Below are 24,631 nucleotides of genomic sequence, written 5' to 3' on the forward strand. Positions count from 1 at the left end.
ATCCAGGTCAAGCACGGGCCGGTGCCTCTGCCGCCCCTGCGGTCGCATGCACCGGCAACTCGATGGTAGAGCGCGGCGAAAACCCCTCCTGCTCGCCCTTGCGCGCGTAGCCCAGCGGGTTGGCCACCACGCGGCAGCGCCAGGCGCTGCCATCGCCGCGCAGGCCCTCGGCCACATAGTCGCTGGGCGAATGCAGGTGGCCGTGCAGCCACAGATCGGCAAAGGGCAGCAGTTCATCCAGCACGTTGCAAAAGCCGGCCGTGCCCGGCACCAGGCCGTAGCGCGGGTCGGCGCTGCGCAGGCTGGGCGCGAAATGCGTGACGGCCACCGTGGGGCCATCGAAGGGCCTGGCCAGCGCCTGGCGCAGCCATTGCTGGCAGACCAGCGACTGCTCGCGCATGGGCTCGGCCAGGAAGGGCTCGCCGTCGCGCGTGCCGCCGGTCTTTTGCAGGTAGAAATTGGCGGCGCGAAAGGCCTTCTCGCGCAGTTTGAGCAGCCGGGCCAGATCGGTCACGCCTTCATGCATGGACATGGCGTCGTAGTCGCTCCACAGCGTGGTGCCCACGAAGCGCACGCCGTCCAGCACGGCCGTCTCGCGCTCCAGCCAGACCATGCCCATGCGCTCGCAGGTGGCACGCAGGCGGGCGTGGGCGGCGTCGAAGTCCTGCATGTCGTACTCATGGTTGCCCGGCACGAAGATCACGGGGCAGGGCCAGCCCGCGTACTGGGGCAGGGGAGAGAAGCGCTCCAGCCCGAAATCCTGGCCCGGCAGCAGGCTGCCGCTCTGGTAGGAGCCTATGTCGCCGGCCAGCACCAGCACGTCGGCATCGGGTGCGGGCTCGGCGATGAAATGCGGATGGGCCTCGAGGTGCAGGTCGGACAGCAGCTGGATCTTCATGCGGCCAAGTGTAGAACCTGCGCTGGCGCGGGCGCCCCGCAAACGGCGCTCAGGTGTGCGGGAAGGTCGCCTCTGCAGAGCGCGTGAGCGTGCGCAGCAGCCAGTCGTAGGCCTGAGGATGCTGGCCGCGCCGGCGCCACAGCGCGTCCACGTGCACGGGCTGCACGTCGAAGGGCAGCTCGCGCAGCACCAGCTTGTCGGCCATGCCGGTCACGGGCACGAAGTGGCGCGGCAATATGGTCAGCAGGTTGGAGGTCATGACCACGCGCCCGGCCGTGAAGAACTGGTTGACGGTAAGCACCACCTGGCGCGTGCGGCCCAGCGAGGCCAGGGCCTCGTCGATGAAGCCGAAGGAGCGGCCCGAGAAGCTCACCAGCATGTGGCGCGCCGCGCAGTAGTTGTCCAGCGTCAGCGGCACATCGGCCAGCGGATGGCCCTGGCGCATCACGCACAGGTACTCGCCTTCATACAGGCGCCGGCTGTCGAAGGCCACCAGGGCGCCCGACTGCGCGCGCGCCGTCAGGTCGGCCAGCGCGGCGGGGAAGTAGCCCACGGCCATGTCGGCCTCGCCGGCCTCCAGCAGGCTGCGCGGGTCGCGCGTGGTCAGCGGCAGCACGCGGATGCCGATGCCGGGCGCCTCGCGCTCCAGCAGGCTGAACATGGGAGGAATCAGCGTGGCGGCCGTGGCGTCGGCCATGGCCAGCACAAAGGTGGCGGTGGCGGTGGAGGGGTGGAATTCGCCTGGCGTCAGCGTGTCCTGCAGTTGCTGCAGCGCCTCGCGGATCACGGGCCACAGCGCCAGCGCGCGCGGCGTGGGCTCCACGCCCTGGCCCTGGCGCACCAGGAGCTCGTCGCCCAGCGCCTCGCGCAGGCGGCGCAGCGCATTGCTCACGGCCGGCTGGGTGATGGCCAGCTTGTGGGCCGCCCGCGTGAGGCTGCGCTCCGCCATCACCTCGTCGAAGACGCGCAGCAGGTTCAGATCCAGTGTTCGGAAGTTCAGGGCGGACATGGCCGTGGCAGCGAGCGCTGAGTCATCACTGGTGTGAATGCTACAGATTCAAGATATAAATTTGAAGAACTCTAGGGTAAACCCTATAGTTACACCTAGTCGCCCGCCACGCCGTCAAAAGCGGCCATTTAACTGGGTTTATCTGCCATGAGCAACTTCATTTACAACTCCTACTGTGTCGAGCACCCTGGTGTGGTGCATGTCTATCAAGCCGCCGACGACCGCAAGAGCGCCGTCAAGCGTTTCTCCGGCAAGCGCGGCGCCAGCGCCCTGCTGCTCGCTGCCCTGGTGGCCGCGCTGATGGTGGTGGTCAACGAGGTGGCCCACAACTGGACCGACGGCCACATGCTGGGCGCCTGGGTCGTGCTGTGGGTTGCCGCCTTCATGGGCTTGGCCCTGTTCTCCGCCCCCGCCCGCCGCGCCGCCATGATGGCCCGTGCCGGCTACCGCGCCTGGACCGAGAGCCGCCAGCAGGCCGCCGCTGACGAGCGCATCTGGAACGCCGCCCTGCAGGACGCCCGCCTGATGGCCGACCTGGCCCGCGCCATGGATAGGCAAGGTAGCTGATCTCTGCCTGGGGCGCCTTGCGGCGCTCCTCCAAAAAAAGCCGCTGCCACAAGGCGCGGCTTTTTTGTTGTCTGGGGGCGTCGTTGAAACGCCACAAAAAAGGCCTCGCAGTGCGAGGCTTTTTCCATGGGTCGAGAGCTACTCAGGGATTCATTGTTCTGTGCATCTTCCACAGTCCATGAAACGGGCGCTGCCCAAAGCAAGGGGCACCGAGGAAGGGCCGCCCCGCACCGAAGGTGCCGTCCCCCCCCCCCCGCGAAGCGAGAGGGGGAAGCGGCGTAGCCGCTCAGGGGGAGCTTTATGTCCCCAGGCGCTTTTCCAGTTCGGCCTTGGTCACCAGCAGCTCCTGGGGCAGCTTGTGGGCCAGCTTGTCGAAGTGCTCGGTGTGCAGCTGCATTTCCTCGGCCCAGGCGGCCTTGTCGATGCTGGTCACGCTGGCGAACTGGTCGGCGGAGAAGTCCAGGCCGGTCCAGTTGATCTCGGCGTACTGGGGCGCAATGCCGAAGGCGGTCTGCTCGCCCTGTGCCTGGCCTTCGAGGCGGTCGATCATCCACTTGAGTACGCGCATGTTCTCGCCGTAGCCGGGCCAGACGAACTTGCCGTCGGCATTCTTGCGGAACCAGTTGGTGGTGAAGATCTTGGGCAGGGCCGCGCCCTGGGCCTGGATCTTGGCGCCCAGCGTGAGCCAGTGCTGGAAGTAGTCGCTCATGTTGTAGCCGGCAAACGGCAGCATGGCGAAGGGGTCGCGGCGCACCACGCCCTGGGCGCCGAAGGCGGCGGCCGTGGTTTCCGAGCCCATGGTGGCGGCCATGTAGACGCCTTCGGTCCAGTTGCGGGCCTCGGTCACCAGCGGCACGGTGGTGGAGCGGCGGCCGCCGAAGATGATGGCGTCGATCTTCACGCCCTTGGGATCGTCCCAGGCTTCGTCCAGCGCGGGGTTGTTGGTCGCGGCCACGGTGAAGCGGGCGTTGGGGTGGGCGGCCTTGGCGCCGGTCTCGCGGGCGATCTGGGGCGTCCAGTCCTTGCCTTGCCAGTCGATCAGGTGATCGGGCAGCTTGCCGGTGTCCTTGTCCATGCCTTCCCACCACACGTCGTTGTCGTCGGTCAGCGCGACGTTCGTGAAGATCACGTTCTTGTCGAGGCTGGCCATGCAGTTGGGGTTGGTGTGGTAGTTCGTGCCCGGGGCCACGCCGAAATAGCCGGCTTCGGGGTTGATGGCGCGCAGCGAGCCGTCGGCCTGGGGCTTGATCCAGGCGATGTCGTCGCCGATGGTGGTGACCTTCCAGCCTTCGAAGACCTTGGGCGGCACCAGCATGGAGAAGTTGGTCTTGCCGCAGGCGCTGGGGAAGGCCGCAGCCACGTGGTACTTCTTGCCTTCGGGGTTGGTCACGCCCAGGATGAGCATGTGCTCGGCCAGCCAGCCCTGGTCGCGGCCCATGGTGGAGGCGATGCGCAGCGCAAAGCACTTCTTGCCCAGCAGGGCGTTGCCGCCGTAGCCCGAGCCATAGCTCCAGATTTCGCGCGTCTCGGGGTAGTGGACGATGTACTTGGTCTTGTTGCAGGGCCAGCTGGTCTGGTCCTTCTCGCCTTCGGCCAGGGGCGCGCCCACGGTGTGCACGCAGGGAACGAACTCGCCTTCCACGCCGATCACGTCATACACGGCACGGCCCATGCGGGTCATGATCTTCATGTTGACGGCCACATAGGCGCTGTCGGACAGCTCCACGCCCACGTGGGCGATGGGCGAGCCCAGCGGGCCCATGGAGAAAGGCACCACATACATGGTGCGGCCGGCCATGCAGCCGTCGAACAGCGGCTGCAGCGTGGCGCGCATCTCGTTCGGGGCCATCCAGTTGTTGGTCGGGCCTGCGTCTTCCTTGTTGGCCGAGCAGATGTAGGTGCGGTCCTCGACGCGCGCCACGTCGGACGGATCGGACCAGGCCAGGTAGCTGCCGGGGCGCTTGACGGGATCGAGCTTCTTGAAGGTGCCGGCATCGACGAGCTGCTGGCACAGCTGCTCGTATTCCTCCTGCGAGCCATCGCACCAATGGATTTTGGCGGGCTTGCACAGTGCGGCCATCTCGGCCACCCAGGCGATCAGGCGGCTGTTCTTGACATAGGCGGGGGCCTGGATGTTCAGGCCTTGCATGACGGGTGCGTTCATCGCGGAGCTTCCTTCAATTGAAAAAACCAGTTTTTCAAAGGGGACGCGCCTGCTGCACCGCGCCAACTTTGAGAAACGGGCTCTCGTTCAGTCGGCGCGCGAAGGAAGCTCTTCTCTGGGCGGCGAAGCGGCGCTGGCGGAAGCTGGCGGCGCACCGGCTGGGGATTCGATTCTAGGGAGCGGTCACGAATTTGTCAGCAAACGAATGGCAAAAACTATGCATTCTATGCATTGAAGTATGCAATATGAACGATGAAATTGCCTGTTGAAAAGGCAAGCAAAAAGCCCCGCAAAGCGGGGCCTGGTGCAGGGGCAGGAGGGCCGGAATCAGGCCATGTTGACGGCAATGAAGGCCAGCAGAAACATCAGCACGGCGCCTGCCAGGGGCAGGATGACAGGCATGTAGGGGACGACGGCCTCGGTGGCGTCTTCGGGGGCCGGCTGCTCGCCGTGGTGCGCTGCGGGATCGTGCGTCATGCAAAAGCTCCTGGCTTGCCAATGGGGATGCCTGATTCTAGGCAGGCCTGTCCCCTGGCGCCTTCGGGGAAAGCCATGACACCGGGCCTGCTAGACGGCATTGACCTGCATGCCTTCGGCCTGAAGGGCGGCTATGACCTCGTCGATATGGGCCTTGTTGCGCGTCTGCAGCACCAGCTCGATTTCCACGCTCTGCGCGGCCAGCATGGTGAAGGCGCGCTGGTGGTGGACTTCCTCGATATTGGCGCCCGCTGCAGCCACTGTGGCCGTGATGCGCGCCAGCACGCCGGGCACGTCGCGCGCGCTGACCTTGATGCGTGCCAGCCGCCCGGAGCGCACCATTCCGCGCCCGATGATGGCCGCCAGCAGCAGCGGATCGATATTGCCGCCCGACAGGATCATTCCCACCTTCTTGCCCGCAAAGCGCTGCGGATGGCGCAGCAGCGCGGCCAGGCCTGCGGCGCCCGCGCCCTCGACCAGGGTCTTCTCGATCTCCAGCAGCATGAGCACGGCCTGCTCGATGTCGCCCTCATCGACCAGCAGCATGTCGTCCACCAGGCGTGCCACGACTTCCTGCGTGATCGCGCCGGGCTGGGTGACGGCAATGCCTTCGGCGATGGTCGAGGTGCCCATCGGCAGCTCGGCCTGGCGCACGGCATTGAACATGGACGGAAAGCGCTGGGTCTGCACGCCGATGATTTCGATGTCCGGGTTCAGCCCCTTGGCCGCCGTGGCCACGCCCGCGATCAGGCCGCCGCCGCCAATGGCCACGACCAGCAGGTCCAGATCCGGCTGTTCGGCCAGCATTTCCAGCGCCAGGGTGCCCTGGCCCGCCGCGATCTGCTCGTCGTCATAGGGATGGACAAAGCACAGGCCCTGCTGCTCGGCCAGCGCGTAGGCGTGCTGGCGCGCCTCGGCCAGGGAGTCGCCGTGCAGCACGACCTCGGCGCCGAAGCCGCGCGTGCGCTCCACCTTCACCCCCGGCGTGAAGCGCGGCATGACGATGACGGCACGCACCCCCAGGCGCTGCGCGTGGTAGGCCACGCCCTGTGCATGGTTGCCGGCGCTCATGGCGACCACGCCGCGTGCGCGCTCCTCGGGCGAGAGCTGGGCCAGCTTGTTGAGGGCGCCGCGTTCCTTGAACGAGGCCGTGAACTGCAGGTTCTCGAACTTGAGATACACCTGCGCGCCCGTGATCTGGGACAGCGTGCGCGATTCCACGCAGGGCGTTTCGAGCACGGCGCCGCGCAGGCGGCCGGCGGCGTTCTGGATGTCTTGGAGGCTGAGCATGGCGCATTGTGGCGCACACGCGGGCCTGCGCGCGCCAGGCCATGCAATGGATTCCCCGCAGCCAGCGTGGTGCAGGGGGCTTTCATAAAATAAGAATCATTCTTGTCTGTGGGGCGCGCACCGCTCCGGCTGGCCATGGCTTTCTCCTCTGTCCAAACACCTGCACGCCCTCCGCGCTGGCTGGGGCGGGGCACGCTGCGTGCCTGTGACTTCAGCGGGCCCGACTACCGCATCCTCGATGCCGAGGTCACGGCGCAGGATGCGCTGCTGGCCGGGCACCTGCAGGCCTGGCAGGTCCAGCCCGGCCTGTGGCTGCATGGCGTGGAAGCCCGCGACCTGCGCACCATGAGCACGCGTTCGCCGGCCGTGCCGGGCCTGCACATGGTCGTGCTGCTGGAGGGGTGCGTGGACGTGGCCTTCGGCAACCAGGGCCTGCAGCTGCAGGTGGCGCCCGCCAGCGCCGCCGGTGCCCATGTGCAGGCCTGCGGGGCCGTCATCCACACGCGGCCCGGCGACATGTTCATGCGGCAGTGGCGGCGCGGCAAGTTCGAGCGCAAGCTCAGCATCACCGTGCAGCCGCAGTGGTTTGCCGCACAGACCCTGCCCATGGCGGCGCCGCCGCTGCTGCAGCACTGGATGGAGCAGCAATTGCTGGCCATACGGCCCTGGCAGCCCTCGCCGCGCGCCGTGGCGGTGGCCGAGCAGATCATCCAGCTGGCACGCGAGGGCTCGGCGCCCTTGCTGCTGGCCAGCCGCACGCTGGAGCTGGTGCACGAGGCCGTGCAGTCCCTCGAGGCGCCCGAGCCCGATCCGGCGCAGACCGTGCCGGGCGTGCTGGGCGTACGCGAGCACCGGCGCATGGCGCGCCTCAAGGCCCTGCTGGACAGCGGCGGCGACGGCTGCCGCACGCTGGCCGAGATCGCACGCGAAGTGGGCCTGAGCGCCAGTGCGCTGCAGCGCCAGTTCCGCCTGGCCTATGGCTCCAGCATCGACGAGTACCGGCGCGAGCAGCGGCTGGCGCGCGCCTGGGCCGCGCTGGAGCAGACGGGCTGCAGCGTGGCCGAGGTCGCACATGGGGCCGGCTATTCCAGCGCGGCCAACTTTTCCACGGCCTTCAAGCGCCGCTTCGGCATCTCTCCCAAGCTGGTGCGTGCCCGGGTCTGACGCCCGGCGGGCGTCTTTGGCGCGTGGCGCAAACATCGGCAGGCCTGCCGCAAAGCCTGCTTGCGCCAGGCGGTGCTGCAATCTGGCAAAAGAAAGGACATACGCGAATGACACAGCTGCAGGCGCGCACCTCGGTGCACATGGACAGGCCCGACGAAGCCATTGCCGCCATCGTCGGGCACATGCAGGAGCACGACATCACCGTGCGCCGCGAAGGCTCGCGCTGGGTGGCCGACTACGAAGGCGGCCGGGGCCAGCTGTGGCTGGAGGGCCGGCAGGTGCATGCCGAGGTGGCCGCGCCCGGCGTGGAACTGCTGCAGGACATGAAGCTCATGCTGGCCCACCTGCTGCTGGAGGCCACGGGCGCCGCCGACGGCTCCCTGGCCTGGGAGGGTGACGGCGCCGCGCTGCAGCGCCAGCCGGCCTTCCGCGAGCTGCGGGTGCTGGCCGTGCGCGATCTCACGCCGCACATGCGCCGCGTGCGCTTTGCCTGCGACGACATGGCGCGCTATGCGCAGGACACCCACATCCACGTCAAGCTGCTGTTCCCCCAGCCCGGCGTGACCGAGCCCGAATGGCCCACGCTGTCGGCCAGCGGCCTGCTGCGCCTGCCCGAGGGTGACATGCGCCTGGACATGCGCACGTACACCATGCGTGCGATGGGTGTGGATGGCGTGGACAGCGAGGCGGGCGGCGCCAACGGATGGATCGACGTGGACTTCGTGCTGCACGAGGACGCCGGCCCCGGGTCGGCCTGGGCCGCGCGCGCCCAGCCGGGCCAGCGCATCGGCATGACCGGCCCCGGCGGGCGCACGGCCACCCCGGCCGACTGGATGCTGCTGGCCGGCGACGACACCGGCCTGCCGGCCATGCTGCGCATTGCGGCCGCCCTGCCCGCGCACACGCGCGGCCATGTCTTCGCCGAAGTCCAGGGCCCGCAGGACGAGCAGCCCGTGCAGGCGCCCGCAGGCCTGCAATGGCACTGGCTGCACCGCGGCGCTGCCGAGGCCGGGACCACCACGCTGCTGATCGACGCGCTGCGCGCCGTGCGCTGGCCGGATGCGTTGGCCGGTCATCCCGCCAGCCGCTTCGTCTGGGCCGCTGGCGAGTTCGACACCGCCCAGGCCGTGCGCCAGTGGGCGCGCGAGGAGCGCGGTCTGGAAAAGCACGAGCAGCTGGTCGTGGCCTATTGGCGGCGCGGCATGAGCGAGTCGGATTTCAAGGCCGCGAAGTAGGCCGCCAAGTAGGCCGCGAAGCAGGCCACGCAGGAGGCCGGCGCCTCAGGGGGCGCTGCGCTCCTGACGCAGCAGAAACTTCTGCAGCTTGCCTGTGGGCGTGCGCGGCAGGCTGGCCGCAAAGACGAATTCACGCGGGATCTTGTAGCGCGCCAGCCTGTCGGCCAGGAACTGCTGCAGTGCCTCGGCCTCCGGCGCGGCCTCGCCGCGCGTCACCACGTGGGCGACGACGGTCTCGCCCCATTCGGGGTGGGGCCGGCCCACGACGGCGACGTCGGCGACCTGGGGATGGGCCGAGATCGCGTCCTCCACCTCCTTGGAATAAACGTTCTCGCCCCCTGTGATGACCATGTCCTTGGTCCGGTCCACGATGAAGAGATAGCCCGCGTCGTCCAGGCGCGCAAGATCGCCCGTGCGGTACCAGCCGCCGGGCGCGAAGGCGGCGGCCGTGGCCTGGGCGTCGTGCAGGTAGCCGTCCATCACGCTGCCGGTGCGCAGCCAGATCTCGCCGGTGTCGCCCGGGCCGGCATCCTCGCCGTCGTCGCGCACCAGGCGCATGTCCACGCCGGGCAAGGCCACGCGGCCTATGGAGCCTGCGCGCTCCACCTGCTCCTCGGGGTAGAGCGTGGTGCCCGTGGGGCCGGTCTCGGTCATGCCGTAGACCTGGTAGAAGCGGTCGCTGCGGTAGGCCGTGGCCAGCTTGCGAGCCATCTCGGCGCCGATGGGGCCGCCGCCGTAGACCCAGGCTCGCACGCTGCTCAGGTCGTAGCGGGCAAAGTCGGGCAGCATCTGCAGCGGCGCGAAGTAGGAGACGGGGGCGCCGAAGTACAGCGTCACGCCCTCGTCCTGCACGGCCTGCAGGAAATGCTGCGGGTGGTACTCGCGCAGCAGCACCACGGTGCCGCCCATGTACAGCGTGCCGCCAAACCAGTTGTTGAGCGGCGAGGAATGCCAGATGGGCATGGCCATCAGCGTGCGTTCCTCGCGCGTGATGGACAGGCCCAGCGCGGCCGTGATCGCCGCCAGCGTGACGGCGCGGTGGCTCAGCAGGCAGCCCTTGGGCCGGCCCGTGGTGCCGGAGGTGTAGAGCACCTGGGCGATGTCGCCATCGGCGGGCCGCGCGCCTTCCATGGGCCTGGCGGCCGCCACCAGCGTGTCCCAGTCCTGGACACCCGGGACGGCCTCTTGCGCCTCGGTCACAAGTCGGGCGCAGGGGTGTGGCGCGGCGGCGACCACGGGCGCGAGTGCGGCGTCAAACACCAGGGCCTTGCACTGCGCGTGGCCGAGGATGTACTGCAGCTCGGGCGCCTGCAGCTTGTGGTTGACGGGCACCAGCGCGGCGCCCAGGCGCCAGGCGCCGAACAGGGCTTCGACAAAGCCCGGCGTGTTCAGGCACATCAGGGCCACGGTATCGCCCCGGCCCACGCCCTGGGCCTGGAGGACGGCGGCAGCGCGCTGCGAACGCCGCTGCATGTCGGCATAGCTGATGGAGGCGCCGCGGTCGCGCAGAAAGGCCTTGGCGGGCGTCTTGCGCACGGCGCTGTCGAAGGCGTCGAGCAGGTTCATGTCTTGTCTCCTTGTGCTTTGTTGTGTGGTGGGCCGGTGGCCGCTTCAGGCGGGCAGCGCGCGCTGCACGATGGCGGCGATGTCCAGGCCTGCCGGGTCGAAGGCGCCCGCCACCATGGCGCCCTGCTGCGCCCCCAGGCGCGTGGCGATGAAGCCGTCGGCCATGGCGGGCGGCGCATGGCGGCGCAGCAGGCAGGCCTGGGCCAGCAGCACCAGGTCCTGCACCAGGCGGCGTGCCTGGGCCTCGAGCTGGTCAGGCGGGCCGGACAGGCGCCGGGCCAGCGACTGCGCCTGCTGCAGCAGCGCGGGCTCGCCCGCCGCCGTGTCGATCAGGTCCTGCAGCAGCAGCTGCGCGCCGTCGGGCTCGCGCGAGATGGCGCGCAGCACGTCCAGGCACATGACGTTGCCCGAGCCTTCCCAGATCGAGTTCACGGGCGCCTCGCGGAACAGGCGCGCCATCACGCCCGTGTCCACATAGCCGTTGCCCCCCAGCACCTCCATGGCCTCGCCCGTCAGCTCCACGCCGCGCTTGCAGACCCAGAACTTTGCCGCTGGCGTCATGATGCGCTTCCAGGCGCGCTCCAGCGGATCGCCCTCGTCGCCTCCACGCTCATAGGCCTGGGCCAGGCGCATGGCGATCTGCAGCGCGGCCTCGCTCTCCAGCGCCAGATCGGCCAGCACGCTGCGCATCAGCGGCTGCTCGGCCAGCCGCTTGCCGAAGACGCTGCGCCGGCGCGCATAGGCCAGGGCCTGCACCGTGGCCGAGCGCAGGATGGCGGCGCTGCCCAGCACGCAGTTCAGGCGCGTGTAGGTGGCCATCTCGATGATGGTGGGAATGCCCCGGCCTTCCTCGCCCATCAGGATGCCCCAGGCGTCCTCGAACTCCACTTCGCTGCTGGAGTTGCTGCGGTTGCCGACCTTGTCCTTCAGGCGCTGCACGCGCACGGCATTCCTGCTGCCGTCCGGGCGCCAGCGCGGTACGTAGAAGCAGGCCTGCGCACCGCCTTCCCCCATGCGCGCCACCACCAGGTGGGCATCGCACATGGGTGCCGAGAAGAACCACTTGTGGCCGCGCAGCAGGTACTCGCCGCCGCGCCCGCCGGCGTGCACCGGCATGGCCACCGTGGTGTTGGCGCGCACGTCGGAGCCGCCCTGCTTCTCGGTCATGCCCATGCCCAGCCACATCGATGCCTTGTCGGCGACGGGCAGGTCACGCGGATCGTATTCGTGGCTGAACAGCTTGCCCTGCAGCTGCTGCCACAGCGCCGGTTCCTTTTGCAGCAGCGGGATGGCGGCCGTGGTCATGGTGGCCGGGCACAGCGTGCCCTGTTCGACCTGGCCATGCAGGTAAAAACCTGCGGCCCAGGCGCTCCAGCGGCCCGCGCTGCTGTCCTCGAAGGGCAGGGAGATCAGCCCCTGCTGCCGGTATAGTCCCAGCAGCGCATGCCAGCTCGGGTGGAACTCCACGGCGTCGATGATGCGGCCGCGTGCGTCGAAGCGGTGCAGCTCTGGCGTGTGGCGGTTGGCCTGCTCGGCCAGCTCCCAGGTGGCGCGCTCGCCCAGCTGCTGCGCATAGCGCGACAACGAAGGGATGTGGCGCGTAGCGCCGCTGCGCTGCAGGGCCTCGGCCAGGGCGGGGTCGGCCTCCAGCAGGTTGAAGTCGGTGAGTTCGTCGACCTGGTTCAGGACGTCGTGCGTGTTCCAGGTGTGCCGTGTCTGCAAAGTCTGGCCGGTGCTCATGCGTGTCTCCGTGATCGTGGGTCTCAACGCAAAAGTCTAGGAAAAATGCCCAGCAAAGGTGTTCGGGTTTCAAGGCAGCAGCCGCAGCCGCCCAAAGTGCGGCGCCGCCCCCTGCAATCGCGCGCGCAGGCCACCTCGCAGGCGCTGCAGGACGCCTTTGTTCGGCTTGTGATCGAGCAGGGCTACGAGCGCACCACGGTGCGCGAGGTGGCGGCCGTGGCCGGCGTGGGCCTGGGCACCTTCTACGAATACTTCGGCAACATGGACACGCTGGCGGCCATGTGCATCCACCGCCAGGTGCAGGCCCTGCATGCCCAGGGACTGCAGACGCTGCAGGGATGCGCCGGCATGGCGCCGGCCACGCGCGTGGACCGGCTGCTGGACACCTTGGTGGACGGCATTGCGCGCGAGGCGCCGATGTGGGCTGCGCTGTTCATGCTCGAGCGCAAGGTGTCCGCGCCCGAGCCCTTCCGGCGCCACTACCAGGCCTATGTGCAGCTGTGGGCCATGGCGCTGCAGGACTGCGATCCGCCGTTGCCCGAGCCGGCCCAGCCCCTGGCGCGGCTGCTGCACACGATGACCTATGGCTGGGTGTCGCAGTCGCTGCTGGCGCTGGGGCCGCAGCAGACGCCGCAGCAACTGCGCGAGCCGCTGGGCTGGGCCATTCATGCGCTGCTGCGCAAGGCGCAGGCTGCGTAGTCCCTCAGGGCCCAGGGGCCCGAGACTCAGATGCGCGGAAAGCGCAGCGTGAAGCGGGCGCCGCCCCGCTCGGAATCGTCGGCCTCCACGCTGCCGCCCTGGGACAGGGTCAGCGCCTTGACGATGGACAGGCCCAGGCCAGAACCCTCGCGGCGGCGCTTGCCGGGCACCTGGGCAAAGCGCTGGAAGGGATGGGCGCGCAGCTCGCTGGGCAGGCCGGGGCCTGCATCGCTGATGCGCAGCACGGTCCAGGCGCGGCCTTCGATATCGGACTCCACCGTGAGCGCCACGCCCAGCCAGGCGCCGCTGGCCGCATGGCGCATGGCGTTGCTGACCAGGTTGGAGAGGATCTGGCGCATGCGGTCGGCATCGGCGCGGATGTCGGTCATGCCTTCGTCGGTGGGGCCGGGCAGGGACAGGTCCAGCTGCATGCCGTGCTGCTGCAGCTGGGGGTGGAGCTGGTCCAGCGTCTCGGCCACCAGCAGGGTCAGGTCCATGCGCTGCTTTTGCAGCGAGAGCTGGCCTGCATCGGCCATGGACAGCGTGTGCAGGTCGTCCACCAGCCGGCCCAGGTGCTCGACCTGGGACAGCAGGGTGTTCAATTCGGTGTCGTCCGCCGCGATGACGCCATCGCAGATGGCATGCAGTCGCGCCTGCAGCACCGTCAGCGGCGTGCGCAGCTCATGCGAGATCGAGGCCGCCGTGGCGCGGCGCTCGGTCTCCAGCGTCTCCAGCGAATCGATCATGCGGTTGAAGGCCTCCACCATCTCGGCCATCTCGCCGTGGGCCTTGCCGGGCAGGGCGCGCGCGCTGAAGTCGCCCAGCTCCACGCGCTTGGCCACCTCGACCATGGACGCCAGGGGCCGCGTCACCAGGCGAGACACCCAAAAGCCCACGGCCAGTCCGAAGGGCAGGCACACCAGCAGGCCGATGACCAGCGACCATTTCTCGCCGAACAGCAGATCGCCCGTCCAGTACTGGCCATAGATCTGCATGGCGCGCGGGCTGTCCTCCAGCGACTGGGCGTTGAGTTCGTCCAGCTCGATCTGCACGGCCGGCGGCAGGCTGTTGTAGAAGTCGCGGTACTGGATCTCGGAGAACACCAGCACGCCGATGGCCAGCAGGGCGATGGTGCTGAGCACGGTGGCCGTGATCCACAGGCCGAAGCGCACCCAGATGCGGTTGGGCCTCAGTCCCAGGGCCATAGCCGGTAGCCGATGCCACGCACGGTTTCGATCAGGCCTTCCTGGCCGGCCAGCTGCAGCTTGCGGCGCAGCTTGGACAGGTGCGAGTCGATGACGCGCTCCAGCGCATCGCTCTCGGGCAGGCAGTGCTCGATCAGGTGGGAGCGCGAGAAGCAGCGCCGAGGCTGGGCCGCCAGGCAGGCCAGCAGGCGGAACTCGGTCAGCGTCAGGGGCAGCGGCAGGGCGCGGCCCTCGTTGTCGTAGACCACGGCGCTGTGCGCCTCGGTATCGATCTCGATGGGGCCCACGCGGATGGGCGCGGGCGCCGGGTTCTTGCGCGCCTGGGTGCGTCGCAGCACGGCGCGCACGCGGGCCACGACCTCGGGCGGATTGAAGGGCTTGACCACGTAGTCGTCGGCGCCCAGGCGCAGGGCCAGCAGCTTGTCCACATCGTCGGCCAGGGCCGTGACCATGATCACGGGCGTCTGGCTGTCATCGCGGATGGCGCGCAGCACGTCGATGCCATCCATGCCGGGCAGGTGGATGTCCAGCAGCACCAGGTCGGGCCGCAGCTGGCGGAACAGCTGCAGCGCCTCCTGCCCGTCCGAGGCCATGCGCGAACGCAGCCCGTCCCGCTCGAGATAGGCCGTCAGGATGCTGGCGATGGCGGGCTCGTCTTCGACGACGAGCACGAGGGGGGTGGTTGCCGTTGGCTGTGCTGTGGAGTTCATGGGAAAGCTGGCAGGGCCAAGCGCACATTATGGTGCGATGCCCTGCGAGCCGCAGCCCTCCATATTGGCTCCACGAAGTCTGCAATCGCGCGCAAGGCTGGCGCTGTTCATTTCCTGCAGTCCCATCAGCGGCTATTGGTAGCTCATCGTGAAGGTCGCCCTGCCATAGGCCACGCCAGGTGTCACGCTGCCGGCTGTCTGCACCAGGCGCGCGCTCAGCGGAATCTTCAGGCTGTTCTGCCCCTGTGCGACCTGGCCCGCATTCCATTGGTTGGCATTGCCCAGGCTGCCGGAGTCGGGGCCGAAGCTCACGGGCACGTTGTTTCTCAGTACCTGTATGCCGACACCCCGGGCCTTGGAGTTTTGGGCCAGCGTCAGCGTGCTCGATCGGTTGGTCGCCTGGGTGGCATCCGTCAGCGTGACGAAGGCGGTCAGGCGTGTATTGGCTTCGCCTCCCGCGCAGGTCAACTCGATGCTGAAGTCCTTGGCTGCCGTGACGGTCCCGATTCCCTTGAAATCGGCGAACGGGGCGGGGGCCATGGCCACGTCGATCTTGCCCGTGGACACCCGGCAGGTCGGCGGCCTGGGGCGGCTGCTGACGTTGACGGTGATGCCACTCGAAAAGAATACCGTGGCCAGCAAGTCACGGGCATTGCTGGTCCCAGAGTAGATTCGTGCGAAGCTGCCATTCAGGAAACCGCCAGATGTGAGTTCCCCGGTTTTCACGAGCTCGAGGGTCATGTTGTTGCTTGGCAGTGAATGGAATATGCCCTGTTTCAGCATGGACCCGGAATAAGGCGCGGCTCTTTCCCACGTGATTCTCATGCCAAGGTTGGGAATGGAGGTGGAATATATTCCACTGCTTTCCGTTCCAATGCCTTCTATGTAATAAAAATCATTGTCGCAAGAAATGTGGTAGCTGCCGGCCCCGGTATTTTGCAAAGCCATTGTCCTGGAATAGACAACGCTGCCAATCGGATAATTTTCGTTGACGATGGTGGGGGTGTTGGCCGAACCCGGAAACTGGGCATTCCAGCCCTGGGAGGAACAACGGGCCCAGGATGAAATAGGGGCCATGAAGAAAATCAAGAGGAGCGGCATGGCCAATGCATGGCGCAAGATGGCTGTGAAAGGCATGCTGTGGACTCCAGCCAGGAAGATATGGATCAATGTCCTTGGGACAGGCGGCACCGGGCGCGATATCCGGTCAATATACCGACCTGTATGCGGCATTGGAATCGGAGTGTTCTGAAAATAAACTCGGAATCATCCGAGTCCGCGGGAATCTGGCGCGGTCCGCGACTGACTCCCGCCCGGGATGGGCAAGAGAGGCTTGCGCACGGCGCCGCGTTCTCCATGTTTCCTCCATAAAGCCTGCAACCTCGCGCAAGCTTGGCCGCGTCCAATCGCTATCCGGGGACATGGTTCCCTGGCCTCGTTTTCCCGGTCCTCTCCCTCGATCATCCCCTCCCGCCTGTCCATCCCGTGAACCACGCCGCCGCGACGCAACGCCTCTCCAGCCTGTGCCTGGGCGCCGCCCTGGCGCTCGCCGGCTGCTCATCGCCGCCCCCGGCACAGCTCGACGGCTCGGTGCCTGCGCAGTGGACACAGCCCCTGCCCGCCGCCGCGCCGGGTGCACCTGGCTCGGCCGCCGCACCCGACCTGCAGGGCTGGTGGAAGGCCTGGGGCGATGAATCCCTCAACACCCTGGTCGAGGAGGCGCTGGCCGCCAACCTCGATCTGTCCCAGGCCCAGTCGCGCCTGCGCCAGCAGCGGCTGCTGGCGGGCACGGCCGGCGCTGCCTTCCGGCCCGTGTTCACGGCCGGTGCGCGCACGCTGCAGGACATCGCAGCCATCGACTCGTATTTCCACGCCAGCATCGACGTGAGCTGGGACCTGGGCCTGTTCGGCGCCCGCGAGGCCGGCGAGCGCAATGCCGCAGCTGCCGTGCTCGATGCACGGGGCCGCCTGCAGGCAGCGCGCGTGGCCCTGGTGGCCGACGTGGTGCACCGCTACCTGGACATCCGCATGGCCCAGCGCCAGCTGGCCCTGATCGACGAGCAGGCGCAGCTGGATGCGCGTGCCCTGCAACTGGCCCAGGTGCGCCAGCAGCAGCGCCTGGGCACGGCCGAGGCCGTGCGCCAGCTGCAGCTGCAGGCCGGCCAGAGCGCTGCCCTGCGTGCGGGCCTGCGTGAAACCCAGGCCCGCAGCGCCCACATGCTGGCCGCACTGCTGGGTCGCACGCGGCCCGATGCGCAATGGCTGCAGGCCGATGCGACAGCGCCGCTGCCTGGCCCGCAGGCGCTGGGCGTGGCGGTCCTTCCGGCCGACCTGCTGCGCACGCGCCCCGACATCCAGGTGGCGCAGGCCGGCGTGGAACGCGCCGCAGCCGAGCAGGGCATTGCGCAAGCGGCGCTGTACCCGCGCTTCGTGATCGGCGGCTCGCTGCTGTATTCGTTCAACATCACCCAGAACCTGCGCACGACGCAGGACAACGCGCCCACCTTCGGGCCGCAGATCGACATTCCCCTGTTCGACTGGGGCCGCCGCCGCTCGCAGGCCGATGCCAGCGAGCTGGCGCTGCAGGCTGCCATCCAGGGCTACCGCCAGAGCGTGCTGGACGGCGTGGCCGAGGTCGAATCCGCCCTGGCCGCCATCGGTGCCCAGCGCCAGCGCATCGCCGCGCTGCAGGACTCGCAGCAGGTGCTGGCCGAGCGCGAACGCGTGCAGCACCAGCGCCAGAAGCTGGGCCTGGACAGCGAGTTCGGTGGTCTGGCGTCCCGGCGCGCCGCATTGCAGGCGCGCAGCGAGCAGACCACCGCCCTGGCCGCCCATGCCCTGGCCTATGTGGCGCTGTACAAGGCCCTGGGCGGCGCGCCGCTGCCTGTCGAGGACAGGCCGGAGGACGATTTCGGCAACGGCCCTGCGCCCGTGGCTCAGGGGGCATCCTCATGATCGCGCTGGCGCGCAAGACGCTGGTGCACGAGTGGCGCCGGTTCATTCCCTCCGTTTTCGCGGTGGGCTTCTCCGGCGTGCTGCTGGCCATGCAGGCCGCGCTGGTGCTGGGCATCTTCGGATCGGCCGCGCTGTATGTGACGGCGTCCTCGGCCGATCTGTGGATCGGCTACCCGGGCACGCAGAGCGTGAATTTCGGCCGCACCATCGGCCGCGACGTGGACATGCGCCTGCGCATGGACCCGGACATCACTGCCGTCGAGCCCTACGTCTGGGTCGATGGCGACTGGCGCTCCAGCACGCCGGCCGGCGGCGCGGCCAGCGAACACGGCGGCGGCGTGTCGGTCTACCTGTCCGGCATTGCCACCGATGATGCCTCCATGCTGTTTTCCCGCGTGCTCCAGCCCTGGCAGCGGCAGCGCCTGCGCGAACCCGGCGCCGTGATCGTGGACCGGGCCGACCTGCAGACGCTGGGCACCAGCGAGGGCGGCGTGGCCTGGGTCAACAACCACCGCGTGCAGGTGGTGGCCGCCGTGGACGGGCTGCGCGGCCTGGGCGGCGTGAACGTGCTGGCCTCGCTGGCCACGGCGCGCGAGATTGCCGGTGACCCGGGCCAGGGCAGCACCTACTTCGTGGCGCGCGTGCGCACCGGCGCCTCGGCCAAGGCCGTCCAGCAGCGCCTGAACCAGTCCACGCCCAGCTTCGGCCCCTACGAGGCATGGACAGCCAAGGAATTCGCGCGGCGCTCGCAGCGCTACTGGATGTTCGACACGGGCGCCGGCGCGGGCGTGCTGTTCATGGCCGTCATCGTCTGCCTGGTGGGCTCGGTGGTCACCAGCCAGTCGCTCAAGGCCGTGGTGGCTGCCTCGTCGCGCGAGTACGCCGTGCTCAACGCGCTGGGCGTGAGCCGCGCGGCCCTGGGCCGCGTGGTGGTGGAGCAGGCCTGCTGGATCGGCGGCCTGGGCTTCGTGATGGCCGCGCTGGCCAGCGCCGTGCTGCTGGCCGTGGCCACGGCCTACCGCGTGCCCGTGGCGCTGAACGCATCGGCCGTGCTGGCCTGTGCCGTGCTGGTGGCCGTGCTGTCCCTGCTGTCGGGCCTGGGCGCCATGCGCAGCCTGCTGCGCGCCGACCCGGCCACGCTGCTGCGCTGAAGACTTCCAGACACCATGAACGTGATGAATGCCTCTTCCCCCGCGCCCACGGCGGTGCCCCGCACGGCGCCCAGCCTGGAAGCCGTGCGGCTGTGCAAGTCCTTCCTGTCGGGCATGGTCAGCGTGCAGGTGCTGCAGGGCCTGTCGGTATCGCTGTACGCGGGCGAACTGAGCCTGATCTCTGGCCCTTCGGGCTGCGGCAAGAGCACCCTTCTGTCGCTGATGTCGGGCCTGCAGGCGCCGGACAGCGGCTACGCCATGGCGCTGGGCGAGGACCTGGGCAAGCTGGGCACGCGGGCGCTGGAGAAGTTTCGCCTGCGCCACACGGGCTTCGTCTTCCAGGGCTTCAACCTGTTCCCGGCACTGACGGCCATCGAGCAGGTGCAGCTGCCCCTGGGCTACATGGGCCTGCGCAGCGACGAGGCCCTGCGCCGCGCGCAGCAGGCGCTGGACGAGGTCGGCCTGTCCCACCGCGCCCACATGCGCCCGGCCGAACTGTCGGGCGGCGAAAAGCAGCGCGTGGCCATTGCGCGCGCCATGGCCAAGGCGCCGCAGCTGCTGTTCGCCGACGAACCCACGAGTGCGCTGGATGCCGAAAGCGGCCAGCGCGTCATCGACATCCTGCACCGCGCGGCGCGCAACCATGGCACGACCGTGCTGTGCGTGAGCCATGACCCGCGCCTGGTGCGCCATGCCGACCGCGTGCTCGGCATGGAGGACGGCGCCATCCGCAGCGACTGGCGCCAGACCTCCCCGTTGAAGGAAAAACAATGAAGCACCCCCTGAGCGGCCTTGCCGCTTCCACTGCCGGACTGGCTGCGGCGCTGGCCGCCGCCGCGCTGCTGGCGGGCTGCGGTCCTTCGCACGATGCGCCCGCCAATGCGGGCCAGGCCAGCTCCAGGGCGCAGCAAAGCGGCCCGGCGGCAGTGGCCGTGGCGCGCGGCAAGATCGAGGTGGAAGGCGGGCTGCTGGACCTGTCGCCCGCCGTGGCCGGCGTGGTGCAGCAGCTGTCCGTCAAGGAAGGCCAGTCCGTGCAGCGCGGCCAGTTGCTGCTGAGGCTGGCCGACGAGACGGGCCTGGCCGACCTGGCCGTGGCCGAGTCCGAGGCCCAGCTGGCCAAGGCCCGCCAGAAGGCACGCGCCGCGCGCCTGCCCCAGCTCAAGCAGACCCTGTCGCGCTGGCAGGCAGCGGCCCGCGAAGGCGCGGCCGACGCGCAGAACGTGGACGAGGCCGCGCAGGCACTGCGCGATGCGCAGGCCGAGATCGACGTGGCCGCGGCCGAGGCCCAGGTGGCGCAGCGCAAGCTCGAACAATTGCGCGCCCAGCACAAGCGCCAGGAACTGCGCGCGCCCGAGGCCGGCACCGTGGTGCGCCTGGCCACCCACGCGGGCAGCCAGGCCGTGCCCGGCACGCCGGCCGTGGTGCTGCTGCCGCAGCGCCCGCTGCAGGTGCGCGCCGAAATCAACGAAAGCTTCGCCGCCGCCGTGCGCGAAGGCATGCGTGCCACGGTGACGCTGGATGCCGATGGCTCCGCACAGCAGCAGCTGCCTTCGGCACGCGTGCTGCGCATCAGCCCCGTCTATGGCACGGCGCGGCTGCAGGACGACCAGCAGCGCGGGCCGGTGCGTGTCATCGAATGTGTGCTGGTCTTCGAGCAAGCTCCCGCCGCCGCCGTGCGCGTGGGCCAAAACGTAAGGGTGCAGTTCCATGAATAAGCGCATTCCCCTGTATCTGGACACCGCCGCGCCCGGCTGGATGGTGCAAAGCGATTTCGACGGCACGATCAGCCTGCTGGACGTGACCGACACCCTGCTCAACCGCTTCGGCAAGCCCGGCTGGCAGGAGCTGGAAGACGCCTGGGAGCGCGGCGAGATCGGCTCGCGCGAATGCATGAAGGGCCAGGTCGCGCTGCTGGACATGGACGAGGCCGAGCTGCGCGCCCACCTGGACACCATCGAGATCGATCCCGGCTTCGCCGGCTTCGTGGCGGCCGCCCAGGCCCACGGCATGGTGGTGCAGGTGGTCAGCGACGGCATCGACTACGCCATACGCCATGTGCTGGAGCGCCATGGCCTGGGCCATCTGCAGGTCATCGCCAACCGCCTGGTGCCGACCGGCGAGCGCAGCTGGCGCCTGGACTCGCCCTGGGCCAGCGCGCAGTGCGCGCGCGCCAGCGGCAACTGCAAGTGCGAGCGCCTGGCCGAGCAGCAGGCCCTGCACGGCCGCGTGCTCTATGTGGGCGACAGCACCTCGGACTTCTGCGTCTCGGGCCGCGCCGACTTCGTGCTGGCCAAGTACAAGCTGATCGCCCACTGCGAAAGCCGGGGCATCGCCCATGCGCCCTTCGAGCATTTCGAGCAGGCCACGGCCTTGCTCGACAAGGTCGTCCTGGGCCTGGAGGCGCTGGCATGACATACCACCCCCTGAGTCGCTTCGCGCCTTCCCGTTGCACGGCGCCCCCCAAGGGGGACGATACCTTCGGTGCGGGGCGGCGCGGCCGGCCAAGGCCCTTCCTTGGTGTCTCTGGCTTCAGGGCACGCCATTTTCATGGTCAGAGGGCGACGCGCAGCGTCATGGAAAATTGACATGAATTTGAGTGATGGGCTCTCCCTGGTTCAGCGCAGCGAGCCTGCCACGGGGCTGGACAGCGTCTGCGTGACCGAGCATGAATTCGTCATGCCCGGCACGGGCGCTGCCGCGCGCACCGGCGTGCTGCTGGTGCACGGGCTCACGGGCACGCCGGCCGAGATGCGCCTGCTGGCCAAGGGGCTGAACAAGCAGGGCTTCACCGTCTATGCGGTCCAGCTGGCCGGCCATTGCGGCAGCATGGAAGATCTCGTGGACACGCGCTGGACCGACTGGCTGGCCAGCGTGGAAGGCGGCCTGCAGCGGCTGTCGCAGCATGTGGACCATGTGGTGGTCGGCGGCCTGTCCATGGGCGCCGTGCTCTCGCTGGCCGTGGCCCAGCGTCATCCCGACAAGGTGGACGGCGTCTGCGCCCTGTCCACCACCTTCCGCTACGACGGCTGGAGCATCCCCTTCTACACGCGCCTGGCCTTTTTGCTGCCGCTGTTCCGCGCGCTGGGCATTGGCCGCCGCAGCGTGTTCATGGAGCAGCCGCCCTACGGCATCAAGGACGAGGCGCTGCGCGCACGCGTGGTCGAGCAGATGCACTCGGGCGACAGCGCGGCGGCCGGCCTGCCGGGCAATCCCTGGTGGTCCATCATCGAGCTGCGCCGCCTCTCGGCCCATGTGCTGGCGCGCCTGCCCCAGCTGCGCTCGCCCTGCCTGGTCATCCATGCGCGCAACGACGACATCTCGTCGGTGGCCAACGCCCACGACATCGTGCACGGCGCCAGCCAGGCCCATGTCGAGCTGGTGCTGCTGGACAACAGCTACCACATGGTCACCATCGACCGCGACCGCCGCACCGTGATCGCGCGCACCACCGAGTTCGTGGCGCGCATCGCCAGCGGCGCCGCCCCCCGCGAAGGCCGGGCTGTGGAGGCTGCGCCGCATGGGCAGTGATCTCTCGCCGCTGGTCATCACGCTGTGGGTGCTGAACGTGCTGGTGGACAGCGGCGGCCAGCTGGCCTTCAAGGCCGCTGCCAGCCAGCCCGGTGACCTCGACGGCCTGGCACGCTGGCGCTTCATGGCCTCCAGGCCCTGGCTGTGGCTGGGCGTGGGCTGCTATGTGGCCGAGTTCGTGCTGTGGCTGGCCTTTCTCTCGCTGGTGCCGCTGTCCGAAGGTGTGCTGCTGGGCTCCATCAACATCGTGGCCATCATGATCGCGGGCCGGCTGCTGTTTGCCGAGAAGCTGGCACCCATGCGCGTGGCAGGCATCGTTCTGGTGTCCATAGGCGTCGCCATCGTGGGCCTGCATTGAGATGAAACAGCACCCCCTGAGTCGCTTCGCGCCTTCCCCCGTGTGCACGGCGCCCTCTCTCGCTTCGCGGGAGGGGGACGACACCCTCGGTGCGGGGCGGCCCTTCCTCGGTGTCCCTGGCTTTGGGGCTCGCCAGTTTCATACGATGCGGGCGGCGCGCAGCCCCGTGAATAACTGAGATGAAACGTTTCTATTTCATTGGCTTTCTGGTGCTCATGGCCTTCGACACGCTGGCCCAGCTGAGCTTCAAGCAGGCCGGCAATGCGGCGCTGCCGCTGGAGTTCTCGGTGGACTGGCTGGCGCGCGTGTTCGGCCAGCCCTGGATCTATGGCGCCTTCGTGGGTTACATCGGCGCCTTTTTCTCGTGGATGACCTTGCTCAAGCGCGCGCCCATCGGCCCGGCCTTTGCGGCATCGCACCTGGAGATTCTTTCCGTGCTGGCGCTGTCGTACTGGCTGTTCGACGAGCGCATAGGCATGCCCCAGATCATCGGCTGCCTGTTCATCGTGGCCGGCATCGCCTGCCTGGCCGTCAGCGAGACGCAGGAGGCCGAGGGGCCCGGCGCAGACGATGACACGCCGGGCCATGTGGGCGGCAACCCGGGCGCGGGTTCGGCCAGCGCGGGTGCCGCGCATCTGGCGGCCTCGGCCGAGCACGGCACGCACCGTGGCTGAACGCATGCTGCCGCCCACGGCGGGCCTGCCACTGCGCGCGGCCGACCTGCTGCCCTGGGGCGACGCGGACCTGGCGACGGCGCTGGCGCAGTGGCTGGGCGTGCCCGCCGTGCAGCTTGAATGCTCTGGCACCTCGGCGCTGATGGTGGCGCTGCAGACCCTGCGCCGCCTGGCGCCGGGCCGCAGCGAAGTCATCGCACCCGCCTATACCTGCCCGCTGGTGGCCCTGGCCGTGGCGCACTGCGGCCTGCAGCTGCGCCTGTGCGATCTGCATGCCGACACGCTGGACATGGACCCCGCGCGCCTGCGCGCCCTGTGCAGCGAACGCACCCTGGCCGTGCTGCCCACGCATCTGTGCGGCCGCGTGGCCGACGTGGACACGGCCCTGGACTGCGCGCGCGCCGTGGGTGCCTGGGTGGTGGAGGACGCGGCCCAGGCCCTGGGCGCGCGCCTGCGCGGCGAGCCCGTGGGCTGGCAGGGCGATGTGGGCTTCTACAGCCTGGCCGTGGGCAAGGGCCTGACCACCTTCGAGGGCGGCGTGCTGCTGGCGCGCGACCCCGCGCTGCGCGAGGCACTGCGCGAGACACATGCGGCCAGCGTGCGCCAGGACCGGGGCTGGGAGTTGCGCCGCAGCCTGGAGCTGCTGGGCTATGCGGCGCTGTACCGCCCCGCCGGGCTGGACCTGGCCTATGGCCGCCCCCTGCGCGATGCGCTGTCGCGCAGCGACTGGGTGCAGGCCGCCGGCGATGATTTCGACGACGCCATTGCCCGCCATGAACTGGGCGCCTGGCGCCGCCGCGTGGGCCGGCGCGCACTGGCGCGGCTGGCGGATTTCCAGCAGCAATTGCAGCGCCAGGCGCGTGAGCGCGGCGCCTGGCTGTCGGCCATCGATGGCATCGAGGTGGTGGGCGACACCGTGCCGGGTGCGCAAGGCGTCTGGCCCGTGCTGCTGCTGCGCCTGCGCGATGCCGCCACGCGCGATGCGCTGCTGCGCGCGCAATGGGGGCGGGGCTGGGGTTTGTCGCTGCCCTTCGTCCATGTGCTGCCCGACTATGGCCGCTACGACCATGTGCTGGGCCTGGCACGCCAGGACGTGGTGGACCAGGGGCGCGACTGGGCGCAGCGCCTGGTGGCGGTGGGCAACAGCCTGTGGTTCGACGACGCGCGCTTTGGCGATCTGGTCCAGGTGCTGGAAAGCGCCATGAAGCAGGCCGCCGCCTGACCTCGCAGCACCGGTCGCC

General features: G+C 69.2%; 24 protein-coding genes. 14 read left to right on the forward strand and 10 right to left on the reverse strand.

The features are described 5' to 3' along the window. Positions 1-7: 7 nt before the first annotated feature. Entirely contained in the window at positions 8-898 is an 891-nt protein-coding gene (locus ACF8NF_RS14625) for a metallophosphoesterase (protein WP_034365844.1), read from the reverse strand. Between the two features lie 49 nt (positions 899-947). Next, the gene (locus tag ACF8NF_RS14630; protein ID WP_016452246.1) at positions 948-1,907 is read right to left on the reverse strand and encodes a LysR family transcriptional regulator; all 960 of its coding nucleotides are present in this window, start codon (positions 1,905-1,907) and stop codon (positions 948-950) included. A gap of 147 nt (positions 1,908-2,054) precedes the next feature. Between ACF8NF_RS14630 and ACF8NF_RS14635 the strand changes: the two genes are divergently transcribed. Next, positions 2,055-2,474 carry a hypothetical protein gene (locus ACF8NF_RS14635; RefSeq protein ID WP_016447348.1) on the forward strand — a complete coding sequence of 140 codons (420 nt, stop codon included), beginning with the start codon at positions 2,055-2,057 and terminating at the stop codon, positions 2,472-2,474. Positions 2,475-2,772: 298 nt separating this feature from the next. Here the strand turns inward: ACF8NF_RS14635 and ACF8NF_RS14640 are convergent, their stop codons facing one another. Further along, the gene (locus ACF8NF_RS14640; protein ID WP_016447349.1) at positions 2,773-4,638 is read right to left on the reverse strand and encodes a phosphoenolpyruvate carboxykinase (GTP); all 1,866 of its coding nucleotides are present in this window, start codon (positions 4,636-4,638) and stop codon (positions 2,773-2,775) included. On the opposite strand from ACF8NF_RS14640, the gene ACF8NF_RS14645 reads away from it, so the two are divergent. After that, entirely contained in the window at positions 4,622-4,873 is a 252-nt protein-coding gene (locus ACF8NF_RS14645) for a hypothetical protein (RefSeq protein ID WP_126311565.1), read from the forward strand. The genes ACF8NF_RS14640 and ACF8NF_RS14645 overlap by 17 nt on opposite strands. A 92-nt stretch (positions 4,874-4,965) precedes the next feature. Here ACF8NF_RS14645 and ACF8NF_RS14650 read toward each other — a convergent pair whose 3' ends face one another. Together ACF8NF_RS14650 and ACF8NF_RS14655 are read right to left on the reverse strand one after the other, a co-directional pair. Then, complete coding sequence (locus ACF8NF_RS14650; protein ID WP_016447350.1) at positions 4,966-5,115, reverse strand: hypothetical protein; 150 nt, start codon at positions 5,113-5,115, stop codon at positions 4,966-4,968. Positions 5,116-5,205: 90 nt separating this feature from the next. Beyond that, the gene (locus ACF8NF_RS14655; RefSeq protein WP_016447351.1) at positions 5,206-6,405 is read right to left on the reverse strand and encodes a threonine ammonia-lyase; all 1,200 of its coding nucleotides are present in this window, start codon (positions 6,403-6,405) and stop codon (positions 5,206-5,208) included. Positions 6,406-6,540: 135 nt separating this feature from the next. Between ACF8NF_RS14655 and ACF8NF_RS14660 the strand changes: the two genes are divergently transcribed. Next, the gene (locus ACF8NF_RS14660) at positions 6,541-7,569 is read left to right on the forward strand and encodes an AraC family transcriptional regulator (protein ID WP_046240613.1); all 1,029 of its coding nucleotides are present in this window, start codon (positions 6,541-6,543) and stop codon (positions 7,567-7,569) included. Between the two features lie 107 nt (positions 7,570-7,676). Further along, positions 7,677-8,804 (forward strand): siderophore-interacting protein, encoded by a 1,128-nt coding sequence (locus ACF8NF_RS14665; RefSeq protein WP_392450770.1) that lies wholly within the window; start codon positions 7,677-7,679, stop codon positions 8,802-8,804. Between the two features lie 45 nt (positions 8,805-8,849). On the opposite strand, the gene ACF8NF_RS14670 is transcribed toward ACF8NF_RS14665, so the two are convergent. Both ACF8NF_RS14670 and ACF8NF_RS14675 read right to left on the reverse strand, forming a co-directional pair. Then, positions 8,850-10,370 (reverse strand): class I adenylate-forming enzyme family protein, encoded by a 1,521-nt coding sequence (locus ACF8NF_RS14670; protein ID WP_392450771.1) that lies wholly within the window; start codon positions 10,368-10,370, stop codon positions 8,850-8,852. A 45-nt stretch (positions 10,371-10,415) separates the two neighbouring features. Next, on the reverse strand, positions 10,416-12,110 hold the full coding sequence (locus ACF8NF_RS14675) for an acyl-CoA dehydrogenase family protein (protein ID WP_392450772.1): 1,695 nt from the start codon (positions 12,108-12,110) through the stop codon (positions 10,416-10,418). Positions 12,111-12,155: 45 nt separating this feature from the next. Between ACF8NF_RS14675 and ACF8NF_RS14680 the strand changes: the two genes are divergently transcribed. After that, positions 12,156-12,809 (forward strand): TetR/AcrR family transcriptional regulator, encoded by a 654-nt coding sequence (locus tag ACF8NF_RS14680; protein ID WP_016452241.1) that lies wholly within the window; start codon positions 12,156-12,158, stop codon positions 12,807-12,809. Between the two features lie 26 nt (positions 12,810-12,835). Here ACF8NF_RS14680 and ACF8NF_RS14685 read toward each other — a convergent pair whose 3' ends face one another. The 3 genes from ACF8NF_RS14685 to ACF8NF_RS14695 form a co-directional block, all read right to left on the reverse strand. Continuing rightward, positions 12,836-14,014 carry a cell wall metabolism sensor histidine kinase WalK gene (locus ACF8NF_RS14685; protein ID WP_016447357.1) on the reverse strand — a complete coding sequence of 393 codons (1,179 nt, stop codon included), beginning with the start codon at positions 14,012-14,014 and terminating at the stop codon, positions 12,836-12,838. Further along, entirely contained in the window at positions 13,999-14,724 is a 726-nt protein-coding gene (locus ACF8NF_RS14690; RefSeq protein ID WP_016447358.1) for a response regulator, read from the reverse strand. The genes ACF8NF_RS14685 and ACF8NF_RS14690 overlap by 16 nt, the downstream gene beginning before the upstream one ends. 132 nt (positions 14,725-14,856) lie before the next feature. Beyond that, positions 14,857-15,861 carry a fimbrial protein gene (locus tag ACF8NF_RS14695; RefSeq protein WP_392450774.1) on the reverse strand — a complete coding sequence of 335 codons (1,005 nt, stop codon included), beginning with the start codon at positions 15,859-15,861 and terminating at the stop codon, positions 14,857-14,859. 348 nt (positions 15,862-16,209) lie between these two features. On the opposite strand from ACF8NF_RS14695, the gene ACF8NF_RS14700 reads away from it, so the two are divergent. The 9 genes from ACF8NF_RS14700 to ACF8NF_RS14740 all read left to right on the forward strand — a co-directional run bounded on the left by ACF8NF_RS14700 (position 16,210) and on the right by ACF8NF_RS14740 (position 24,612). After that, positions 16,210-17,679 (forward strand): efflux transporter outer membrane subunit, encoded by a 1,470-nt coding sequence (locus tag ACF8NF_RS14700; RefSeq protein ID WP_392450775.1) that lies wholly within the window; start codon positions 16,210-16,212, stop codon positions 17,677-17,679. Beyond that, positions 17,676-18,830 carry an ABC transporter permease gene (locus tag ACF8NF_RS14705; RefSeq protein WP_392450776.1) on the forward strand — a complete coding sequence of 385 codons (1,155 nt, stop codon included), beginning with the start codon at positions 17,676-17,678 and terminating at the stop codon, positions 18,828-18,830. Before ACF8NF_RS14700 ends, ACF8NF_RS14705 begins: the two co-directional genes overlap by 4 nt. Positions 18,831-18,845: 15 nt before the next feature. After that, positions 18,846-19,604 (forward strand): ABC transporter ATP-binding protein, encoded by a 759-nt coding sequence (locus ACF8NF_RS14710; protein WP_016447362.1) that lies wholly within the window; start codon positions 18,846-18,848, stop codon positions 19,602-19,604. Continuing rightward, entirely contained in the window at positions 19,601-20,545 is a 945-nt protein-coding gene (locus ACF8NF_RS14715; protein WP_070080779.1) for an HlyD family secretion protein, read from the forward strand. The genes ACF8NF_RS14710 and ACF8NF_RS14715 overlap by 4 nt, the downstream gene beginning before the upstream one ends. Continuing rightward, positions 20,538-21,242, forward strand: coding sequence for an MtnX-like HAD-IB family phosphatase (locus tag ACF8NF_RS14720; RefSeq protein WP_065344924.1), 705 nt, complete (start codon positions 20,538-20,540; stop codon positions 21,240-21,242). The genes ACF8NF_RS14715 and ACF8NF_RS14720 overlap by 8 nt, the downstream gene beginning before the upstream one ends. A 174-nt stretch (positions 21,243-21,416) precedes the next feature. Beyond that, positions 21,417-22,358, forward strand: a complete 942-nt coding sequence (locus ACF8NF_RS14725) for a carboxylesterase (protein WP_016447365.1) — start codon at positions 21,417-21,419, stop codon at positions 22,356-22,358. Further along, complete coding sequence (locus ACF8NF_RS14730; RefSeq protein WP_012202070.1) at positions 22,348-22,716, forward strand: EamA family transporter; 369 nt, start codon at positions 22,348-22,350, stop codon at positions 22,714-22,716. The genes ACF8NF_RS14725 and ACF8NF_RS14730 overlap by 11 nt, the downstream gene beginning before the upstream one ends. A gap of 179 nt (positions 22,717-22,895) precedes the next feature. Beyond that, the gene (locus tag ACF8NF_RS14735; RefSeq protein WP_392450777.1) at positions 22,896-23,390 is read left to right on the forward strand and encodes a DMT family transporter; all 495 of its coding nucleotides are present in this window, start codon (positions 22,896-22,898) and stop codon (positions 23,388-23,390) included. Continuing rightward, positions 23,383-24,612: a DegT/DnrJ/EryC1/StrS family aminotransferase gene (locus ACF8NF_RS14740; protein ID WP_392407052.1), complete on the forward strand. Its 1,230-nt coding sequence runs from the start codon at positions 23,383-23,385 to the stop codon at positions 24,610-24,612. The genes ACF8NF_RS14735 and ACF8NF_RS14740 overlap by 8 nt, the downstream gene beginning before the upstream one ends. The last annotated feature ends 19 nt before the right edge of the window (positions 24,613-24,631 follow it).

This window comes from Delftia sp. WSY_22, assembly GCF_043104185.1.
Lineage (GTDB): Bacteria > Pseudomonadota > Gammaproteobacteria > Burkholderiales > Burkholderiaceae_C > Comamonas > Comamonas tsuruhatensis.

What these genes read in the sequence shown, in the direction of transcription:
- ACF8NF_RS14730 (WP_012202070.1), top strand. Translation starts at nt 22,348, where the DNA reads ATGGGCAGTGATCTCTCGCCGCTGGTCATCACGCTGTGGGTGCTGAAC.
- ACF8NF_RS14635 (WP_016447348.1), top strand. Translation starts at nt 2,055, where the DNA reads ATGAGCAACTTCATTTACAACTCCTACTGTGTCGAGCACCCTGGTGTG.
- ACF8NF_RS14625 (WP_034365844.1), bottom strand. Translation starts at nt 898, where the DNA reads ATGAAGATCCAGCTGCTGTCCGACCTGCACCTCGAGGCCCATCCGCAT.
- ACF8NF_RS14710 (WP_016447362.1), top strand. Translation starts at nt 18,846, where the DNA reads ATGAACGTGATGAATGCCTCTTCCCCCGCGCCCACGGCGGTGCCCCGC.
- ACF8NF_RS14670 (WP_392450771.1), bottom strand. Translation starts at nt 10,370, where the DNA reads ATGAACCTGCTCGACGCCTTCGACAGCGCCGTGCGCAAGACGCCCGCC.
- ACF8NF_RS14690 (WP_016447358.1), bottom strand. Translation starts at nt 14,724, where the DNA reads ATGAACTCCACAGCACAGCCAACGGCAACCACCCCCCTCGTGCTCGTC.
- ACF8NF_RS14705 (WP_392450776.1), top strand. Translation starts at nt 17,676, where the DNA reads ATGATCGCGCTGGCGCGCAAGACGCTGGTGCACGAGTGGCGCCGGTTC.
- ACF8NF_RS14725 (WP_016447365.1), top strand. Translation starts at nt 21,417, where the DNA reads ATGAATTTGAGTGATGGGCTCTCCCTGGTTCAGCGCAGCGAGCCTGCC.
- ACF8NF_RS14660 (WP_046240613.1), top strand. Translation starts at nt 6,541, where the DNA reads ATGGCTTTCTCCTCTGTCCAAACACCTGCACGCCCTCCGCGCTGGCTG.
- ACF8NF_RS14735 (WP_392450777.1), top strand. Translation starts at nt 22,896, where the DNA reads ATGAAACGTTTCTATTTCATTGGCTTTCTGGTGCTCATGGCCTTCGAC.
- ACF8NF_RS14645 (WP_126311565.1), top strand. Translation starts at nt 4,622, where the DNA reads ATGACGGGTGCGTTCATCGCGGAGCTTCCTTCAATTGAAAAAACCAGT.
- ACF8NF_RS14640 (WP_016447349.1), bottom strand. Translation starts at nt 4,638, where the DNA reads ATGAACGCACCCGTCATGCAAGGCCTGAACATCCAGGCCCCCGCCTAT.
- ACF8NF_RS14675 (WP_392450772.1), bottom strand. Translation starts at nt 12,110, where the DNA reads ATGAGCACCGGCCAGACTTTGCAGACACGGCACACCTGGAACACGCAC.
- ACF8NF_RS14655 (WP_016447351.1), bottom strand. Translation starts at nt 6,405, where the DNA reads ATGCTCAGCCTCCAAGACATCCAGAACGCCGCCGGCCGCCTGCGCGGC.
- ACF8NF_RS14685 (WP_016447357.1), bottom strand. Translation starts at nt 14,014, where the DNA reads ATGGCCCTGGGACTGAGGCCCAACCGCATCTGGGTGCGCTTCGGCCTG.
- ACF8NF_RS14650 (WP_016447350.1), bottom strand. Translation starts at nt 5,115, where the DNA reads ATGACGCACGATCCCGCAGCGCACCACGGCGAGCAGCCGGCCCCCGAA.
- ACF8NF_RS14680 (WP_016452241.1), top strand. Translation starts at nt 12,156, where the DNA reads ATGCCCAGCAAAGGTGTTCGGGTTTCAAGGCAGCAGCCGCAGCCGCCC.
- ACF8NF_RS14695 (WP_392450774.1), bottom strand. Translation starts at nt 15,861, where the DNA reads ATGCCTTTCACAGCCATCTTGCGCCATGCATTGGCCATGCCGCTCCTC.
- ACF8NF_RS14665 (WP_392450770.1), top strand. Translation starts at nt 7,677, where the DNA reads ATGACACAGCTGCAGGCGCGCACCTCGGTGCACATGGACAGGCCCGAC.
- ACF8NF_RS14720 (WP_065344924.1), top strand. Translation starts at nt 20,538, where the DNA reads ATGAATAAGCGCATTCCCCTGTATCTGGACACCGCCGCGCCCGGCTGG.
- ACF8NF_RS14715 (WP_070080779.1), top strand. Translation starts at nt 19,601, where the DNA reads ATGAAGCACCCCCTGAGCGGCCTTGCCGCTTCCACTGCCGGACTGGCT.
- ACF8NF_RS14630 (WP_016452246.1), bottom strand. Translation starts at nt 1,907, where the DNA reads ATGTCCGCCCTGAACTTCCGAACACTGGATCTGAACCTGCTGCGCGTC.